This is a genomic window from Kocuria sp. CPCC 205261, assembly GCF_040981025.1.
In the GTDB taxonomy this organism is placed as follows: Bacteria; Actinomycetota; Actinomycetes; order Actinomycetales; family Micrococcaceae; genus Kocuria; species Kocuria marina.
Map to the genome: position 1 here is coordinate 35864 of NZ_JAVKPU010000003.1, position 18368 is coordinate 54231.

Consider the following 18368-nt stretch of genomic DNA (forward strand, 5'->3'; position numbering starts at 1 on the left):
GTGTGGGTGCTACCGACCTGCCTGCGCGAGGAAGTCCTCCGCGCCACCCACGAGTTCCACGTGACCGGCGGGGACGTCCGCAGTGACCATCGCGGCGATTTCCTGGGCGAACTCATGGACGGTGTAGAGCTTCCCGGCGGCCTCGCGGCGCTCATCGAGTGCTCCCGGGCGGGCCCGGTTGAGCAGCGTGGCCGTGACGGTGCCCTCGATCATGTCCGCGGAGACCACCACGAAGCCGATGCCCTTGTCCTGCAGCTCGGGCACGCGAGCCGTCAGGGTGTCTTCCCCGGCGCGCTTGGACTTGGCCACGGCCTCGTACTCGGGCATCGTCTCCACGTCGTTGATGAAGTGTGCCTGGTGGCTCGTGACGAACACCACGCGGCCACCCTGGGGAAGCGTCCGCAGGGCCTCGGTCAGGGTGTCGTTCTGGGCGTCACGGTTCAACCGCAGGGCGTAGTCCTCACCCATCTCGGTCTCCATGCCCCCGGAGGCGTTGAGGATCAGCACGTCTACGCCACCGAACTCGTCCACGGCGGCACGGAACAGACCCGCGCGAGACTCGGCGTCCGTGATGTCCGCCTGCACGGCGATCGCGTGGCCGCCGGCCTCCGTGATCTCCTTGACCACCTTGTTGGCCCGGGGGGCCTTCTGACGGTAGTTGACCACCACGTTGGCGCCCTCACCGGCGAGGATCTTGGCGGTGTCCGCGCCCACGCCTCGCGAGGATCCGGTGATGACCACGGTCTTGCCTGCCACTGAACTCATGCGGTTTCTCCTTCGAGGGGTGCGGGTGCGGGAATCGGCGGTATCAGTGCCCCAGGCCCAACCCGCCGTCTACGGGGATGATAGCGCCGGAGACGTAGGCCGCGGCGTCGGAGGCAAGGTATTCCACCGCTCCGGCGACCTCTTCCACGTGCCCGAAACGCTGGGCCGGGATCATGGAGAGGTAGTTGTCCTTGACCTCGTCGGAGAGCTCATGGGTCATGGCGGTGTCGATGTAGCCGGGGGCCACCACGTTGGCGGTGATCCCGCGGGAACCGAGTTCGCGGGTGATGGCGCGGGCCATGCCGACCAGGCCGGCCTTGGAGGACGCGTAGTTCACCTGACCCGGCGCGCCCGTGTACCCCACCACGGACGAGATGAAGATGATCCGGCCGTGCTTCAGTCGCATGAACCCCTTGGTCGCGCGCTGCACCACCCGGAACGCGCCGGTGAGGTTGGTGTCGATCACGTCCTGGAAATCGGCGTCCTTCATGCGCACCAACAGGGTGTCCTTGGTGACCCCGGCGTTCGCCACGAGTACCTCCACGGGACCGAACTTCCCCTCGATCTCCCGGAAGGCCGCGTTCACGGAGGCGGTGTCGGTGACGTCCGCCTGCACGGTGTACGCGCCGTCGGGCCCGTCCCCACCGGAGCGCGAGGTGACCACCACGTTGTCCCCGGCGGCGATGAACCGTTCCGCGATCGCGCGGCCGATACCTCGATTGCCTCCGGTGACGAGCACGGTGCGAGCGGCGGAGGACTGGTCAGACATGATGGAACCTTCCGTGGAGGGGCGGGCGCGGCGGGCAAGCCCACCCTCGTATCAAGACCTCACAGCATCCTAACCGGCCTCTGACCGGCGGACATCCCCCGCTTGGGCGCCACACACAACGGTGAGATAATGCTCAGAACGCTCACAGTCAGCCGTGGCAGTGTTGCCCCGCGGGTACACCCCCAGATCGTTCGCCGAAGGACCGGTTCCCATCTCACGTTCCCAGCCGCAGTCGCATGGTTCCACCGAGGTTCATTCGATCACCTCGGCGGCGGATCCGCACACCACCGACATGGCACACCGCATGAAGGTCTATTCCTTCCAGATGGCGCTGCGCGTGGTGTGCATCATCGGAGTGGTGCTGATCGACAACCTGATCGCGCGGATCCTGCTCGTGCTGGGCGCTGCGATCCTGCCGTGGCTCGCGGTCATGATGGCCAACCGCGGCGCGGACCGCTCCGAACGCTCGGGTTCCGCGTACCGCCCGCCCACGCGCACCGAGTTGCCCACGAGCGCCGAGTCGCAGGAGCGGGCACCGGATCCGGAGACCGTGGTCGTGGACGGGGAGTACACCGCCCCGCCCCCGCAGCGCGAACTGCCCCCGCCCCGCGCGGTCACGCGCCGCAACTGAAGCGGGTCCGCCCCCGCGCCCACCGCACCGCACGATTTCTGGGAGGATTTTTCACCGTGGGATTCGATCTGCTCGGCTCTCTGGACCCGCAACGCCCCGCGCCCGACGACGCCGCACCCCGACCCCGCGCGGCGGCACCCGAGGCCGTGTGCTCTCGCCGGGGCTGTTCGCGTCCCGCGCAGTGGACCCTGCTGTGGAACAACCCCCGCGTGCACACCCCCGAGCGCCGCAAGGCGTGGCTCGCGTGCGACGAGCACCGGGAGCACCTGGCCGACTTCCTGGGCCAGCGTGGCTTCCTCAAGACCATCACACCGTTCGAGGCCCCCGAGGACGCGACGCCCGACGCCGCTGCGAGCCAGGACATCCCGCACGAGCCCGGCGCGGGTGACGGCCGCGCCGAGGTCGGGGACGGCGGCGTCGTCCGACCCGAGGAATCGGGGCGCACACCCTGATGCGCAAGTACAAGTTCCTGGGCACCCCCACGTGGCTCGGCTGGTTCGCGCTGTGCTGCGTAGCTGCGGTGCTGTGCCTCTACCTGGCCCACTGGCAGATGTCCCGCAACGACTACCTGGTCGCGGAGAACGCCAAGATCAGCAAGAACTACGACGCCCCGGCCTATGACTCCGCCCGCGGCATCCCCCTGTTCCAGGACTACGACGACTCGCAGACCTGGCACCCCGTGGAACTGCGCGGCACGTACGTGCCCGAGGAGACCGTGCTGATCCGCAACCGTCCGCACGACGGGCGCGTGGGATACGACGTCCTGGTCCCGTTCCGCACCGTGGAGGGACCCGTGATCGCGATCGACCGCGGCTGGATCCCCACGGACGACTCCGCGAACGGGATGCCGTCCGCGGTGCCCCCTCCCCGGTCCGGGACCGTGACCGTGACCGCCCGGCTGCGCCCCACCGAGGGCACCGTGGACCGCGGGGCACCCGAGGGTCAGTCCGCCTCGATCGACCTGCCCGCGTTCGCCGAACGCTGGGGTGGCGCGCTGGCCACGGGCGGATACGGAGAACTGGTCTCCGAGGACCCGCCCTCGAGCGTGACCCCGCAGGCCGGTGAACGACCGGCCATCGAGTACGGTCCGCACCTGTCCTACTCGCTGCAGTGGTACGCGTTCGCGGTGCTGGTGTTCGTGGCCTACGGGTACTCGGCGCGCCAGCACGTGAAGAACCTCGAGTGGGATCGCGCGTACGCCGCGGAGGTGGAACGCCGGTTGGCGCAGTACTACGACGCCGAGGGCAACTACATCGGGGAGATGGACGAGTCGCTGATCATCCGTCAGTTGCAGATGGCCGACGACATGCCCGCGCATCTGAAGTCGCTGTACCGGCCCAAGCGCCGTCGGGCCTCCACCGGCGTGAGCAACGAAGACGAGGAGGACGCCCTACTGGACGCCCTCGAGGCCGACAGGCGACACTGAGACGCAGACCCGCGCCCGCTTACGGCACCCGAGGGAGCCGTCCAGGCGGGCGGTCCGCCCGAGCGGACGTTGCCTTGTCGGACGGGTCACCCGTGATGAAGGAGTCGCCGTGAAGATCACCGCCGCCGTGCTCGAGGAGATCGGGCTGCCGCGCCCGTACGCCGAGTCCCATCCGTTGCGCCTCCAGGAGGTGGAGCTCGCGGACCCCGGTCCGGGCGAGCTGCTGATCCAGGTCCGGGCGGCGGGACTGTGTCACTCGGACCTGTCCGTGGTGGACGGCAACCGGGTGCGTCCCACGCCCATGGTGCTGGGACACGAGGCCTCCGGGATCGTGGAGGCGGTGGGTGAGGGTGTTACGGACATCGCCGTGGGTGACCAGGTCACGACCGTGTTCCTGCCCCGCTGCGAGGAGTGCGACCAATGCGCCACGGACGGGAAGCTGCCGTGCGGTCCCGGTTCCCGCAGTAACGACGCCGGGCTGTTGCCCGGTGGTGAGCGCCGATTGCACCGCGGTGAGGAGGAGCTGTTCCACCACCTGGGGGTTTCGGGTTTCGCGACCCACGCGGTGGTCAACCGCCAATCGGTGGTGCCCGTGGACAAGGACGTGCCCCCGGAGATCGCCGCCGTGGTGGGCTGCGCGGTGCTCACGGGCGGCGGCGCCGTGATCAATGCGGGCCGTCCAGACGACGGTGACACGGTGCTCATCGTGGGTCTGGGCGGCGTGGGCATGGCTGCGCTGCTGACCGCGGTCTCGCTCGAGAAGGGCCCGGTGATCGGGGTGGACGCGAACCCGGAGAAGCTCGCGCGCGCCGTCGAACTCGGAGCAAGCGCGGTGTACTCCCCCGAGGAGCTCGCCGAGCAGGGGGTGACGGCGGCCGTGGTGATCGAGGCCGCGGGCCACCCCCGCGCGTTCGAGACGGCGGTCGCGGCGACCTCGCCCGGGGGCATCACGGTGACGGTGGGGTTGCCCTCGCCGGACGCCCGGTCCACGATCTCCCCGCTGGGGCTCACCGCGCAGGCGCGCACGATCGTGGGTTCCTACCTGGGTTCGGCGGTCCCCGCGCGGGATATCCCCGTGTACCTGGGACTGTGGCGGGAGGGGAAGCTACCCATCGAGGAGCTGATCTCCCAGCGGATCGGTTTCGAGCAGATCAACGAGGGTCTCGACGCCCTCGCCGAGGGCCGGGCAGTGCGCCAGGTCGTACTGTTCGAGAACTGAGCCCCGCCGCGCCGGGTGCGGGAGCGGCGTACGTCCCCGCACCGTACGCGCCGCGAAGAGTCCCGCGGCGCGCCAGGCCCGTTGGTCCTCCAGCGGCCGCGGCAGGATGCCCCGTGCTACGCGAGGGTGATGAGGTCCTGGTAGTCCTGGCTCCAGAGGTCCTCCACGCCGTCCGGGAGCATGACCACGCGCTCGGGTTCGAGCGCCTCCACGGCGCCCTCGTCGTGGGAGACCAGGACCACGGCGCCCTCGTAACTGTGCAGCGCGTTGAGGATCTCCCGCCGGGACGCGGGGTCCAGGTTGTTGGTGGGCTCGTCCAGCAGCAGCACGTTCGCCGACGACGCTACGAGCGTCGCGAGTGCGAGTCGCGTCTTCTCGCCGCCGGAGAGCACCCCGGCGGGCTTGTCCACGTCGTCGCCCTGGAACAGGAACGAGCCGAGGATCGTGCGCACCTGGGTGTCCTGCAGGTCCGGTGCGGCGCTCTTCATGTTCTCGAGGACGGTGCGCTCGGTGTCCAGGGTGTCGTGTTCCTGCGCGAAGTAGCCGAGTTTCAGGCCGTGACCCGCGACCACCTCGCCGGTGTCCGGGTCCGCCTGGCCCGCGAGCATGCGCAGCAGCGTGGTCTTGCCCGCGCCGTTGAGCCCGAGCACGACCACGCGGGAACCGCGGTCGATCGCGAGGTCCACATCGGTGAAAATCTCGAGTGAGCCGTAGGACTTGGACAGGCCCTTGGCCATGAGCGGGGTCTTGCCGCAATCGGCGGGCTTGGGGAAGCGGATGGCCGCGACCTTGTCCTGCACGCGTTCACCCTCGATCCCGGCCATGAGCCGTTCGGCTCGGCGGATCATCTGCTGGGCGGCCACGGCCTTGGTGGCCTTGGCGCGCATCTTGTTGGCCTGGTCCATGAGCACCCCGGCCTTCTTCTCCGCGTTGGCGCGTTCACGCTTGCGGCGGGCCTGGTCCTGGTCGCGCTGCTGGAGGTAGTTCTTCCACGTCATGTTGTACACATCCACCACGCAGCGGTTGGCGTCCAGGTACAACACCTTGTTCACGACCATTTCCATGAGGTCCACGTCGTGGGAGATCATGAGGACCCCGCCCTGGTAGGAACGCAGGAACTCGCGCAGCCACACGATCGAGTCGTGGTCCAGGTGGTTGGTGGGCTCGTCGAGGAGCATGGTGTCCGCGTCCGAGAACAGGATCCGGGCGAGCTCCACACGGCGACGCTGCCCACCGGAGAGCGTGTGCAGGGGCTGGTCAAGCACGCGCTGGGGCAGGTTGAGGTTGCTCGTGATGGTCGCGGCCTCGGACTCCGCGGCGTAGCCACCGCCGGCCAGGAACTCCGACTCGAGGCGGTCGTAGCGGCGCATGGCCTTGGCCCGCACGGCGTCGTCCTCGGAGGCCATCTCCTCCTCCGCGCGGCGCAGCTTGGTGATCACACCGGCGAGGTTACGCGCGGACAGGATGCGGTCCCGGGCCAGCTGGTCCATGTCATCGACCTTGGGGTCCTGCGGCAGGTACCCGATCGATCCCGACCGTGTGACCTCACCCGCGGCGGGGAGCGTGAGCCCCGCGAGCACCTTGGTCATGGTGGTCTTGCCGGCCCCGTTGCGCCCGACCAGGCCCACCTTGTCGCCCTTGTCCACCCGGAAGTTCACCTCGTCCATGAGCAATCGCGCGCCGGCGCGCAGTTCGAGGTTCGTGACGGTGATCAACGGTGCAGGGCCTTTCGTGGGGCGGTCGAGCGAGTGCTCCCGGGACGAGGCCGCACACCGTGCTCGGCGTGCGGCGCTTCGTGGATCGCGCTGGATGGAGGCGCCCGGGACAGACAGAAACCCCGTGGCTGCGGGGTCCTGCACCAGTCTACTCGCGGTCGCAAATCCACTCGACGAGCGGGCGCGGCCGGCGCGCGGGGCACCCGCGACCCGTGCGGCGTCGTGCCGTGAGGTGCCGGCGCGGTGCACGGGCCGTGTGATCCGCCGGATGAGCAGGAGCGGTCGGGCGAGCGAGGGTGGGCGGGTGCCGAGGGCCCACTCCACCGGGCTCCACTAGACTGCGGACCATGACAGCACCCGCGCGCGACACCCGCACCGTGACCTCATTCGACCTGGCCAACATCGCCGTGTTCGCCGCGCTGACGTGCGTGCTCGCGCTCGCTCCCGCCATCCCCGTGGGTGCGCTCGGGGTGCCCATCACACTGCAGACCCTCGGGGTGTACCTGACCGGCATGATCCTCGGGAGCCGCCGCGGCTTCGCCGCCCTGGCGCTGTACGTGATCGTGGGTCTGCTCGGCGTCCCGGTGTTCGCCGGCTTCGTGGGCGGACCGGCCGTCCTGGGTGGGCCCAGCGTGGGCTATTTGCTCTCCTTCCCGTTCGCCGCCGCCCTCGTGGGTGCACTCGCCCACCGCAGCGTGCGCGCCGAACGCGTACGACGCCGCGCGGGCTCCACCTCCGCAGCCCCCGAACGCCGTAGCGGGCTGGTGATCACACTCTTCGGTGCGGCGCTCGCTGGCCTCGTGCTCTCCCACGTCATGGGCATCGCGGGCATGATGCTCACCGCGGGACTGTCCCTTCGGGCGGCGCTGCTCACCGATCTCGCGTTCGTCCCCGGTGACCTGGTTAAGGCACTCGTGGCGGCCCTGATCGCGGTGGCCGTGCACCGTGCCTTCCCCCGGATGGCCGGGGCGGTCCTCTGAGTGCAACCCGCACTACGACCGGGCTCCTCCGAGCCCCTGTACTGCGCGGACGTCACCGTCACGGCGGAGGGACCCGCGGGTCCCGTGACCGTCCTGGACCGGGTCACGTGTGAGTTCACCGCGCCGCGCACCGCGGTGGTCGGGCTCAACGGCTCCGGCAAGTCCACGCTGCTGCGGCTGTTCAACGGGCTCGTGACACCAACCTCGGGCGTGGTGCTCACGGGCAGCGTGGACCCCGTGGCCTTCCCCCGGGAGGCCCGCTCGCTCGTGGGGTTCGTGTTCACCGATCCGGCCTCCCAGATCCTGATGCCCACACCGCTCGAGGACATCGAACTGTCCCTGCGGCGTCGTGTCCCGGACCGGGTGCAACGCGCTGAGCAGGCCCTGTCTTGGCTGCGCCGCATGGGGCTTGAGCACCGCGCACACCACAGCGTGTTCGACCTCTCCGGCGGGGAACGCCAGCTCGTGGCGCTGGCCGCCGTGCTCGCCGTGGAACCCCGGGTGCTCATCCTGGACGAACCCACCACGTTGCTGGACCTGCGCAATCGCCTCAAGCTGCGAGAGCTGCTGGACGGATTACCCCAGCAGCAACTTGTGAGCACTCACGACCTCGACCTCGCCGAGAGCGCCGAGCACGTGGTCGTGGTCCACGAGGCGCGGATCCTCGATCAGGGTCCGCCCGAGCTCGTGCTCCCCCGGTACCGCGCGTGGTGCGCGCACGGTTTCCCCGGGGAGGCTGCGTGAGGAGGTCGCGCGCCGACGACCTGCTGGGCACGTACGTCCCCGGGACCTCGATCCTGCATCGCAGTCCCCTGTGGCTCAAGACCGTGGTGCTGCTCGGCGCGTGCGTGGCGATCATGGCCGTGCGCGCGTGGCCGGTGTCCCTCGCGGCATTCGCGCTCAGCGCGGTGGTGTCCGCGGCCTGTGGTTTGGGGTTACGGCGGTGGGCCCGCTCCCTGCGCCCACTCCTGCTCCTCGTGGGCGTGCTGAGTCTCTACCACCTCGTGGCCAACGGTCCGGCCCGCGCGGCGGACGTCGTGCTCTCCCTGCTGGCCGTCGTGGGGATCACCCGGTTGCTCATCACCACCACACCGCTGCCCCGACTCATCGACGGCCTTGTCACCCTGTGCACACCGCTGCGCCGGCTGGGTGTGGACCCCGAGCGGGTGGGGCTCGCGGTCTCACTCATGATCCGTTCGGTGCCCTGGTTGTTCGGCGTGCTCTCCGGGCTGCGCGACGCCGCCGCGGCACGCACCGTGCGCCCGTCCCCAGTGCAGCTCGTGACACCGGCCGTGATCGCGACCGTGGACTACGCGCACCGCACCGGGGAGGCGCTCGCCGCGCGCGGACTCGAGTGAGCCCCCGCGCACGCCACGCGGAGGCCGTCCGACGCGCCGCGACGCTGCGCCACGGCCCCGTACCGCGCGGTTGCCCCGGTGGGGCCCTATGCTTCCCCCATGAGTTTCAATGACAACTCCCAGCTCAACGGCGGCCGCGTGGGTTCGGGCGGCGGTGGCCGCGGGATCGCTGTGGGAGGCGGGCTGGGCGGCGCCGTCCTGCTGCTGCTCGCGGGACTGTTCTTCGGCCAGGACGGCATCGATGCGCTCACTGGCGGCAATCAGGACGACACCCAGAGCACGCAACAGGTGGACTCCGGGCTCGCGGACCGCTGCCGAACGGGCGAGGACGCCAACCGGGACACCGAGTGCCGCATGGTGGCCACGGTCCAGTCCCTGGACCAGTTCTGGGGAGGGTACTTCCCCGAGGCCACGGGCAAGAAGTACTCGTTGCCGCAGGTGGAACTGTTCCGCGGGACCGATTCCACGTCCTGCGGCCAAGCGTCCTCCGCGACCGGCCCGTTCTACTGCCCGCCGGATTCCACGGTCTACCTGGACACCGGCTTCTTCGACCAGATGCGCAGCCAGTTCGGCGCCGACGCCGACGCCCTGGCCCAGGAGTACGTCATGGCGCACGAGGTGGGGCACCACGTGCAGAACCTGCAGGGCACCCTGGGCCGGGCGCAGCAGGACCCGCACGGCGCGACGTCGGCCGCCGTGCGCACCGAGCTGCAGGCCGACTGCTATGCGGGGATGTGGGCGCATCACGCGACCGAGCCCGGCGGGGCCGTCCAATTGGAGCCGATCACCCGGACGCAGCTCGCCGACGCGATCGAGGCGGCCGGGGCGATCGGTGACGACCGGATCCAGGAGACCACCCAGGGTCGCGCGAACCCGGAGTCCTTCACCCACGGCACCTCGGCGCAGCGCCAGGCGTGGTTCCTCACCGGCTACCAGACCGGGGACATCCGCGCGTGCAACACGTTCACCGCCTCGGACCTGAACCGTCCTGCGGCCCTGAAGTAACCGTTCACACATCGTCATCCGGTGCGGCACGTCCCGGACGAGCCGCACCGGGGCAGCACAGGTGGCCGGCGCCCCGGTGTCGGGTCCGGGCGGCACGTCCGGGCCCACTTCGTCGCGTACCTCGGCCAGCGCGGTCAGGGACACCGGGGCCCGGCCCAGTTGCCGGCCGCCGTGGTTCGAGACCACCAGCCCGTCGGCGCCCACGCTCAGGGCCCGGCGGGCGTCGTCGGCGGTGAGCACGCCCCCGGTCTCACCCCCCGCATGCATGAACCGCGTGAACCCCGTGGGGGCGATCCGGGTGAAGGAGCCGAGGCGCATGAGGGGTTTCAATTCGGACAGCTGGGGTAGTTGGCGTTGCAGGGAGCATCTCCCGATCCGGACGTGGGCCGCGGGCCCGACATGGACGTCGGATCCGAACGTAGCACCGCCCGCGCCATGGAACCCTCGGATGGGGGACGAGCACATGGCTGCCCGGGGCTCTGCGCATCCGAGTCTTGCGGGAGGGGTCCGGGTACGCGTGAGGGCGCGGGGTGATTCACCCCGCGCCCTCACGACACGCATCGACTCAGATGTTGAAGCCCAAAGCCCGCATCTGATCGCGTCCGTCCTCCGTGATCCGCTCGGGACCCCACGGGGGCATCCAGATCCAGTTCACGTGCCACTCGTCCACGGTGGGGGCCAGGTTCTGGGCGACCTGTTCCTCGATTACGTCCTGCAGCGGGCACGCGGCCGTGGTGAGCGTCATGTCCAGACGCAGGGAGTCGTCATCCTGGTAGGCCAGCCCGTAGAGCAGCCCCAGGTCCACGATGTTGACACCCAGCTCGGGGTCGATCACGTTTTTCAACAGATCCGTGATCTCGGCAAGCGACGCCTGGCCATTGGGACCTGGGGTCTCCGCCGTGACGGTCTCGGTGGAATCGCTCATCGCGACCTCCTCTGAAGTGGTGTGCGGGGACTTACTTGGCGGGGGCCCGCACGTAGCGGTCGTAGCCCTCGTTCTCGAGCTGGTCGGCGAGCTCGGGACCACCCTGGTCCACCACGCGCCCGTCCGAGAACACGTGCACGAACTGCGGCTTGATGTAGCGCAGGATCCGCGTGTAGTGGGTGATGAGCATGATGCCCGTGTTGTCCTCCTGCAGGGCGCGGTTGACACCCTCGGAGACGATCTTCAGGGCGTCCACGTCCAGACCGGAGTCGGTCTCGTCCAGCAGCGCGATCTTGGGCTTGAGGATCTCGAGTTGCAGGATCTCGTGACGCTTCTTCTCGCCACCGGAGAAGCCCTCGTTCACGTTGCGCTGCAACATGTCGTTGTCGATCTTCAGCTTGTCCATGGCGGTGCGCACGTCCTTGGTCCACGTGCGCAGGGACGGGGCCTCGCCCTCGATCGCCGTCTTGGCCGAACGCAGGAAGTTGGAGGTGGTCACGCCCGGGATCTCCACGGGGTACTGCATGGCCAGGAAGAGCCCGGCGCGGGCGCGCTCGTCCACGGACATCTCCAGTACGTCCTGACCGTCCAGGGTCACGGAACCGGAGTCCACCTGGTACTTGGGGTGACCGGCGATCGTGGAGGCGAGCGTGGACTTCCCGGAACCGTTGGGGCCCATGATCGCGTGCACCTCACCGGAATTAATGGTCAGGTTCACGCCCTTGAGGATGGGCTTGGTGGTCTCGTCGTCCAGGATGACGGACGCGTGGAGGTCCTTGATCTCCAGAGTTGACATGAAGCGATTCTCCTAGTGTTCGTGCGCACCCGATCGGTTCGCGAGCCGGATGCGGGAAGGTCGTGGATGGGAACTGCCGCGGCGCGTGGGCCGGGCGCTCAGTTCTCGGTGCGGGCCAGTTCGTCCTCGAGGGACGCGCGCAGCTGTTCCTCGAGGGACTCGACGCCCACCTGCTGGATGATCTCGAACAGGAACCCGCGCACCACGAGGCGCCGCGCGTCCTGCTCGGGGATCCCGCGGGACATCAGGTAGTACAGGTGCTCGTCGTCCAGCTGACCCGTGGTCGAGGCGTGACCGGCGCCGGCGATCAAGCCGGTCTCGATCTCGAGGTTCGGCACGGAGTCCATGCGGGGGCCGTCGTTGAGGATCAGGTTGCGGTTGAGCTCGTAGGTGTCCGTGCCTTCCGCTTCCGCGCGGATCAGCACGTCCCCGACCCACACGCCGTGGGCGTTCTCGCCCTGCAGCGCGGACTTGTAGGTCACGCGGGAACGGCACCGGGGCACGGAGTGGTCCACGAACAACCGGGATTCCAGGTGCTGGCCGTCGTCCACGAACGTGAGACCGTACATCTCCACGTCACCACCGGGAGCGGTGAAGCGGGTGGACGGGGTGACCCGCACGAGGTCCCCACCGAGGCTGACGAGCACGTGCTTGAAGGTCGCGTCGCGACCCAGGCTCGCTTGCTGCGAAGAGGCATGCACGGAGTCGTCGTCCCATTCCTGGAGCGAGACGACCGTGAGGTTGGCACCGTCCGCGACCGAGAACTCCACGTTCTGGGACAGCACGGCGGAGCCCACGTGGCGCAGCACCACGAGCGCGCGGGAGTTCGTCCCGGCCTCGATCACGATGTGCTGGGCTGCGGGCTCGGCCGACTCACCCGTGATCGTGACGATGACCGGCTCGGTGACCTGCGCGTCGCGCGGGACGCTGAGCACGGTGGCCTCGCGGAAGTTGGACCACGCGTTGGCGGAGACCCGGTCCTCGGGGATGCCCACCGAGCCGATGCGGGAGTCCTCGCGGGAGACCGTGGTGAGTTCCACACCATCGCCGCCGGAGACCGACACGGCCGGGGCTGGCCCGTCCAGGGCGGAGTCGTCGAGCCCGCGCAGGCGCTTGATCGGGGTGAATCGCCAGTCCTCAAGCTTGGTGCTCAGCGGCGGGAAGTCCGCGACGTCGTAGGAGGTGAAACGGCCCGCGCGCGAGGAATCCGGGACACCGGAGATGTCACCGTGCTCCGTGTGCCTGATCTCGGGCTCACCGGCCTGGTTACGACCCTCCTGGAGGGTCTCGCCCTCCTGGCTCATCCCGGGAATCGCCACGCGGTCCTCACCGGTGGGGACCCCGTTCACCTGTTCGGTGGTGTCCTGGGCGGTCTGATCAGTGGTGGACATATCAGCCAACGGATCCTTCCATTTGCAGTTCGATGAGACGGTTCAGCTCGAGCGCGTACTCCATGGGCAGCTCGCGGGCGATCGGCTCCACGAAGCCGCGCACGATCATGGCCATGGCCTCGTCCTCGGGCAGACCGCGCTGCATGAGGTAGAACAGCTGCTCCTCGGAGACCCGGGAGACCGTGGCCTCGTGACCCATGGTGACGTCGTCCTCGCGGATGTCCACGTACGGGTAGGTGTCCGAGCGGGAGATCGTGTCCACGAGCAGGGCGTCGCACACCACGTTGGACTTGGAGTGCTTGGCGCCCTCGCGCACCTGCACCAGACCGCGGTACGCGGAACGACCGCCGTTACGGGCCACGGACTTGGACACGATCGACGAGGACGTGTTCGGGGCGATGTGCACCATCTTGGAGCCGGTGTCCTGATGCTGGCCCTCACCCGCGAACGCGATCGACAGCGTCTCACCGCGGGCGTGCTCACCGGTCATGTAGACCGCGGGGTACTTCTGGGTGACCTTGGAGCCGATGTTGCCGTCCACCCATTCCATGGTGGCGCCCTCGTGGGCGATCGCGCGCTTGGTCACCAGGTTGTACACGTTGTTCGACCAGTTCTGGATGGTCGTGTAGCGAACCCGGGCGTTCTTCTTGCAGATGATCTCCACCACGGCGGAGTGCAACGAATCCGTCTTGTAGATCGGCGCGGTGCAACCCTCGATGTAGTGGACGTAGGAGTCCTCGTCCGCGATGATCAGCGTGCGCTCGAACTGGCCCATGTTCTCCGTGTTGATGCGGAAGTAGGCCTGCAGCGGGATGTCCACGTGCACGCCCTTGGGCACGTACACGAACGACCCGCCGGACCACACGGCCGTGTTCAGTGCGGCGAACTTGTTGTCGCCCACCGGGATCACGGTGCCGAAGTACTCCTCGAAGAACTCGGGGTGCTCCTTCAGCGCGGTGTCCGTGTCCATGAAGATCACGCCCTGGCGCTCCAGGTCCTCGCGGATCTGGTGGTACACGACCTCGGACTCGTACTGCGCGGCCACACCGGCCACCAGACGGTTGCGCTCCGCCTCGGGGATGCCGAGCCTTTCGTACGTGTTGCGGATGTCATCGGGCAGCTCCTCCCAGGAGCCGGCCTGCTGCTCGGTGGAGCGCACGAAGTACTTGATGTTGTCGAAGTCGATCCCGGACAGGTCCGCACCCCACGTGGGCATGGGCTTGCGGTCGAAGAACTTCAGACCCTTGAGCCGCAGCTGGGTCATCCAGTCCGGTTCGCTCTTCTTGGCCGAGATGTCCCGGACCACTTCTTCGTTGACGCCGCGGCGCGCGGAGGCACCGGCGTCGTTCTTGTCGGCCCAGCCGTACTGGTACTGACCGATCCCCTCGAGCTCCGGGTTCATCTCCAGGATCTCGGAAATCGTGGTGTCACCTGACGTGTTGCCCGCGGTCTCCGCGGGCACAATGCGCTCGGTCATGACAACCCTCCCTGTCGTGCGGTTGTGTGGTTGGTGGAATTCGAGTGACCCGCAGTGCGCAGTTGCAGCGGGACGTGTGTGGTGCAGACGTGGGCGCCGGCCGCCATGGTGGACAGCCTGCGGACGTCCACGTCCAACAGTTCGGAGATCAGTGCGGTTTCCTGTTCGCAGAACTCGGGGTACTCGCTCGCGATGTCCTGGATGGGGCAGTGGCCCTGGCACAGTTGCGCCGAGCGCAGCGTAACGCCCTTGGGTCCCCGTGGGGTCACGGTGGTGTGCGAGGCCACGAAGCCGTCGCGGCTCATGGCCGCGGTTAGGGCGTTGAGGCGGTCGTCGACGTCGGGCCCGGCCGCCTCGACCTGCGGGCGGTAGCGTTCGCGCATGCGCTCGATCTGCTCGGCGACGAACGCTTGCACGAGCTTCTCACCGCCCACGCGCTGCATGGTCTCCAGCGCACGGTGTGCGAGTCCGAGGTAGTCGTGGCCGAGCTGTTCGTGGCCTCCGGGGGCGACGACGTAGCGCCGGGCCGGGCGCCCCGCGCCCGATTGCGCGCTGCGCAGGGCGGAGACCTCGATGAACTGTTCGGCCTCGAGCGCGTCCAGATGGCGCCGGACGGCGGCGGGGGTCAACCCCAGGTCCTTGGCGATCTGTGCGGCGGAGATGGGACCGTGGGCGAGCACCAACGAGAGCACCCGGGAACGGGTGGTGTCATCCTGGTCCGTGCGGACCGCACCGCGGTCCGTGGCAGGTGAACTCATGCTCGGTGCAACATCCTTCGAGTGATGACGGTTGGCTCGGGGCGCGGCGTCCATCCCACCGGGTGAGCGCCATGCAGTGTAAAAACCTTCATGGTGGGACACGCAATACATAACGAGGGTATGTCCTAATCCATTCCCGGCCAAACGGCTCCGATAGGGGAACCGGGGCCCAAGACCCTTCGGCGAACCCTCCAGCCAGTACCGGGACGGACGTTCTAGACTGTCCGGGTGCAGATCCACCCCGACCCCGCTCCCACGTCCCCGGCGACCGCGACCGACACCGGTCCCGCCCTGCACATCGAGAACCTCGTGAAGACCTTCGAGGGCCGGGGTGAGCCCGTCCGGGCCGTGCGCGGTCTGAGCCTGGCCGCGGAGCACGGGAAAATCACCGCCCTGCTCGGGGCCAACGGGGCCGGCAAGACCACCACACTGCAGTGCGCCCAGGGGCTGCAGCGCCCCACCTCCGGCAGCGTCCGGTTGCTCGGGGAGGACCCGTGGCACGCCTCCCCCGCATTGCGGGCGCGCGTGGGCGTGATGCTCCAGGACGGGGGTCTACCGCCGTCAGTGCGCCCCGGGGAACTGTTGCGCCACGTCAGCCGGCTCTACGCGGACCCCGTGCCCGTGGCCGAACTCGTGGAGCTGCTGGGCATCGAATCGTTCCTGACCACGGGGATCCGGCGCCTGTCCGGCGGGCAGAAGCAACGCGTGGCCCTGGCCGCGGCCCTCGTGGGCCGCCCGGACGTGCTGTTCCTGGACGAACCTTCGGCGGGGTTGGACCCCCGCTCGCGCCACATCGTCTTCGACTTGATCCGGCGCCTGCGGGACAGCGGGGTGTGCATCATCCTGACCACGCACCTCATGGACGACGCCGCCCGCCTGGCCGACTACGTCTACATCGTGGACCGGGGCACGATCGCCGCGCAGGGAACCGTTGCGGAACTGGTCAGCGCCGAACGCCACGCACCGCTCGTGATGAGCATCACGCTCGCCAAGGAGCACGCCGGTCTGCTGCGCGCGGACCCGCCGTGGCGCACCCCGCGGTTCGACGACGTCGAATGGAGCGTCCAGGACCGCACCGTGACGCTGACGGGCCCGCTGGACGCGCCACGGATCCGCGAACTGACTGCGTGGGCCACACAGAACGACACCTTGCCGGAGGCGCTGAGCGTGCAACCCCGATCCCTCGAAGACGTCTTCCTGGAAGTCTCCGGGGGGAATGCCTCGTGAGCACCTCGACCCACGAGTCCTCGGTGACCGCAGCGCCGTCGTCCCCCGCCGGGGCCGCATCCCTGCCCCGGCGCGTGCTCGCTCAGGCGCGCTTCGAGACCATGACCATGATCCGCAACGGCGAACAGTTGCTGCTTCTGCTGATCCTGCCCGTCATGGCACTCGTGGCCCTGACCGTGACCGACCTGTTGGACGGCTACCGCGTGGGGGACGCATCCCGCGTGGACGTGGCCGTGCCCGGGATCCTGGTGCTGTGCGTGATCTCGAGCGCGTTCTCCGGACAGGGGATCCAGACCGGTTTCGACCGTCGCTACGGGGTGCTGCGCTACCTCTCGACCACTCCCCTGGGTCGCGCCGGGCTGATCGCGGGCAAGCTACTGGCCATCCTGGCCGTGCTCGCGGTGCAGTACGCGGTGATTGCGGCCGTGGCCGTGCCCCTGGGCTGGCGGCCGTCCTGGGAGGCCGTGCTGGGGTCCGTTCCCCTGCTGATCCTCGTGGCACTCGCGTTCACCGGGCTCGGCATGCTGATTGCGGGGACCCTGCGGGCCGAGGCGACCCTGGCCGTGCTCAACGTCGTATGGGTCGCGCTCGCGGCCGCCGGCGGCGTCCTCTTCCCGGTGAGCGTGCTGCCCGGGTGGCTCTCGTGGCTCGTGGCGTGGCTGCCGTCCTCCGCGGCCGGTGAGGCGCTGCGGGAATGCTTCCTGATGGGTAGTGTCTCCCCCGTGCCGCTGCTCGTGCTCGCCGCGTGGGCCGCGCTCAGCTGGGCGGCCACGGTCGCCTGGTTCAAGTGGGTGTGAGCTCACCCGCGTGAGCCCGCTGCGCCCAGGGGTTTCCCACGGTGTTCTCGCTACACTGGAGGGGTCCCATCCCCTCTGCCCTTGGATGCTCCGTCATGTCTGATGTCGCCCGCCGCACCGCCACCGATTCGTTCTGGTGGCCCGCCACCGTGACCCCGTGGGTGCGGGGACTCGCGGTCGCATCCCTGCTGACCAACTCGCTGTTAATCCTCACGGGCGGGCTCGTGCGCCTGACGGGTTCCGGGTTGGGCTGCCCCACGTGGCCGCGCTGCACCGCCGACTCGTGGACCAGCACCCAGGAGATGGGCGTGCACGGGCTGATCGAGTTCGGCAACCGCCTGCTGACGTTCGTGCTCACCGTGGTCGCGGTGCTCACGTTCCTCTCGGTGCTCAAATTGCGTCACGAGCACCCCAAGCTCTTCCGCCTGGCGCTGTTCCTGCTGATCGGCATTCCCCTACAGGCCGCGATCGGCGGCATCACCGTCCACGCGGACCTGCACCCGCTCGTGGTGGGGGTGCACTACCTGATCTCGGCCATCATGATCAGCCTGGCCACTCTGCTCGTGCTCAACACCCGCCGGGACGGGTTGTCGGTGGTCGCATACGAGCAGCGACCGGGGCAGTTGCACGGCTCCCGCTCCGCCGCACGCGTGCTGGGGGCGCTGACCGGTGTGCTCACCGCCGTGATCCTCTACCTCGGGACGCTCGTCACGGGCACAGGCCCCCACGCCGGGGACGAGGACAGTGCGCGGCTCGCGTTCGACTCCGTGATGATCGCCCGGGCGCACGCCATCCCCGTCTACCTCCTGACGTTCACGGTGATCGCGGGCATCGCCCTCACCGTCGTGAAGTCCCTGCCGCGGATCCTGCGTAACGCGTACCTCATCATGGCGGTCGTCATCGTGGCCCAGGCGCTGCTGGGGTACTACCAGTACTTCAACGGGGTCCCGGTTCCCGCCGTGGCCCTGCACATGGTGCTCTCGGCCGTGCTGATCTGGGCGGCCACGCGGGTGGTCTCGTTCAGCGTCTACCTCGCACAGGACACCCACGAGTACGCGGCACCCATCGACGAGCCCGCCGACGACGCCGCTCGCGCCACACCCGCGCACCCCGTGCGCTGATCGCGAGG

General features: G+C 69.1%; 19 protein-coding genes and 1 pseudogene. 11 read left to right on the forward strand and 9 right to left on the reverse strand.

Annotation, left to right across the window (positions count from 1 at the left end):
* Positions 1–9 precede the first annotated feature (9 nt).
* Complete coding sequence (locus RF646_RS04510) at positions 10–765, reverse strand: SDR family oxidoreductase (RefSeq protein ID WP_368835326.1); 756 nt, start codon at positions 763–765, stop codon at positions 10–12.
* Positions 766–808: 43 nt separating this feature from the next.
* Positions 809–1534, reverse strand: a complete 726-nt coding sequence (gene fabG, locus RF646_RS04515; protein ID WP_064845278.1) for a 3-oxoacyl-ACP reductase FabG — start codon at positions 1532–1534, stop codon at positions 809–811.
* A gap of 160 nt (positions 1535–1694) precedes the next feature.
* Here fabG and RF646_RS04520 point away from each other — a divergent pair, with 160 nt between their 5' ends.
* The 4 genes from RF646_RS04520 (at position 1695) to RF646_RS04535 (ending at position 4810) form a co-directional block, all read left to right on the forward strand.
* A complete protein-coding gene (locus RF646_RS04520) occupies positions 1695–2165 on the forward strand; it encodes a DUF3099 domain-containing protein (protein WP_255458084.1) in 471 nt (156 codons plus the stop codon).
* Between the two features lie 56 nt (positions 2166–2221).
* Entirely contained in the window at positions 2222–2617 is a 396-nt protein-coding gene (locus tag RF646_RS04525; protein WP_239318668.1) for a hypothetical protein, read from the forward strand.
* On the forward strand, positions 2617–3591 hold the full coding sequence (locus RF646_RS04530; protein ID WP_064845364.1) for an SURF1 family protein: 975 nt from the start codon (positions 2617–2619) through the stop codon (positions 3589–3591). Before RF646_RS04525 ends, RF646_RS04530 begins: the two co-directional genes overlap by 1 nt.
* 109 nt (positions 3592–3700) lie before the next feature.
* On the forward strand, positions 3701–4810 hold the full coding sequence (locus RF646_RS04535; protein ID WP_144931037.1) for an alcohol dehydrogenase catalytic domain-containing protein: 1110 nt from the start codon (positions 3701–3703) through the stop codon (positions 4808–4810).
* Positions 4811–4926: 116 nt separating this feature from the next.
* On the opposite strand, the gene RF646_RS04540 is transcribed toward RF646_RS04535, so the two are convergent.
* The gene (locus RF646_RS04540) at positions 4927–6525 is read right to left on the reverse strand and encodes an ABC-F family ATP-binding cassette domain-containing protein (protein WP_098053392.1); all 1599 of its coding nucleotides are present in this window, start codon (positions 6523–6525) and stop codon (positions 4927–4929) included.
* Between the two features lie 347 nt (positions 6526–6872).
* Here RF646_RS04540 and RF646_RS04545 point away from each other — a divergent pair, with 347 nt between their 5' ends.
* From RF646_RS04545 to RF646_RS04560, 4 genes are all read left to right on the forward strand, one after another.
* Positions 6873–7505 (forward strand): biotin transporter BioY, encoded by a 633-nt coding sequence (locus tag RF646_RS04545; RefSeq protein WP_368835327.1) that lies wholly within the window; start codon positions 6873–6875, stop codon positions 7503–7505.
* Entirely contained in the window at positions 7506–8249 is a 744-nt protein-coding gene (locus RF646_RS04550) for an energy-coupling factor ABC transporter ATP-binding protein (protein ID WP_368835328.1), read from the forward strand.
* Positions 8246–8863, forward strand: a complete 618-nt coding sequence (locus RF646_RS04555; protein ID WP_368835329.1) for an energy-coupling factor transporter transmembrane protein EcfT — start codon at positions 8246–8248, stop codon at positions 8861–8863. Before RF646_RS04550 ends, RF646_RS04555 begins: the two co-directional genes overlap by 4 nt.
* Before the next feature lie 99 nt (positions 8864–8962).
* Positions 8963–9868: a neutral zinc metallopeptidase gene (locus RF646_RS04560; RefSeq protein WP_144996633.1), complete on the forward strand. Its 906-nt coding sequence runs from the start codon at positions 8963–8965 to the stop codon at positions 9866–9868.
* A gap of 93 nt (positions 9869–9961) precedes the next feature.
* Here the strand turns inward: RF646_RS04560 and RF646_RS04565 are convergent.
* The 6 genes and pseudogenes from RF646_RS04565 to RF646_RS04590 form a co-directional block, all read right to left on the reverse strand.
* Positions 9962–10111: pseudogene (locus RF646_RS04565) on the reverse strand (alpha-hydroxy-acid oxidizing protein); the annotation flags it as partial.
* Positions 10112–10433: 322 nt separating this feature from the next.
* Complete coding sequence (locus RF646_RS04570; RefSeq protein ID WP_035962032.1) at positions 10434–10793, reverse strand: metal-sulfur cluster assembly factor; 360 nt, start codon at positions 10791–10793, stop codon at positions 10434–10436.
* A gap of 31 nt (positions 10794–10824) precedes the next feature.
* Positions 10825–11589, reverse strand: a complete 765-nt coding sequence (gene sufC / locus RF646_RS04575; protein ID WP_064845264.1) for a Fe-S cluster assembly ATPase SufC — start codon at positions 11587–11589, stop codon at positions 10825–10827.
* 98 nt (positions 11590–11687) lie between these two features.
* Positions 11688–12980 (reverse strand): Fe-S cluster assembly protein SufD, encoded by a 1293-nt coding sequence (gene sufD / locus RF646_RS04580; RefSeq protein ID WP_193519521.1) that lies wholly within the window; start codon positions 12978–12980, stop codon positions 11688–11690.
* Between the two features lies 1 nt (position 12981).
* Positions 12982–14457 (reverse strand): Fe-S cluster assembly protein SufB, encoded by a 1476-nt coding sequence (gene sufB, locus RF646_RS04585; protein ID WP_064845266.1) that lies wholly within the window; start codon positions 14455–14457, stop codon positions 12982–12984.
* Complete coding sequence (locus RF646_RS04590) at positions 14454–15215, reverse strand: metalloregulator ArsR/SmtB family transcription factor (RefSeq protein WP_064845268.1); 762 nt, start codon at positions 15213–15215, stop codon at positions 14454–14456. Before RF646_RS04590 ends, sufB begins: the two co-directional genes overlap by 4 nt.
* Positions 15216–15506: 291 nt before the next feature.
* On the opposite strand from RF646_RS04590, the gene RF646_RS04595 reads away from it, so the two are divergent.
* The 3 genes from RF646_RS04595 (at position 15507) to RF646_RS04605 (ending at position 18360) form a co-directional block, all read left to right on the forward strand.
* Positions 15507–16442 (forward strand): ABC transporter ATP-binding protein, encoded by a 936-nt coding sequence (locus tag RF646_RS04595; RefSeq protein ID WP_094067117.1) that lies wholly within the window; start codon positions 15507–15509, stop codon positions 16440–16442.
* Entirely contained in the window at positions 16439–17239 is an 801-nt protein-coding gene (locus RF646_RS04600; protein ID WP_368835330.1) for an ABC transporter permease, read from the forward strand. Before RF646_RS04595 ends, RF646_RS04600 begins: the two co-directional genes overlap by 4 nt.
* A gap of 95 nt (positions 17240–17334) precedes the next feature.
* Positions 17335–18360, forward strand: a complete 1026-nt coding sequence (locus RF646_RS04605; RefSeq protein WP_368835331.1) for a heme A synthase — start codon at positions 17335–17337, stop codon at positions 18358–18360.
* The last annotated feature ends 8 nt before the right edge of the window (positions 18361–18368 follow it).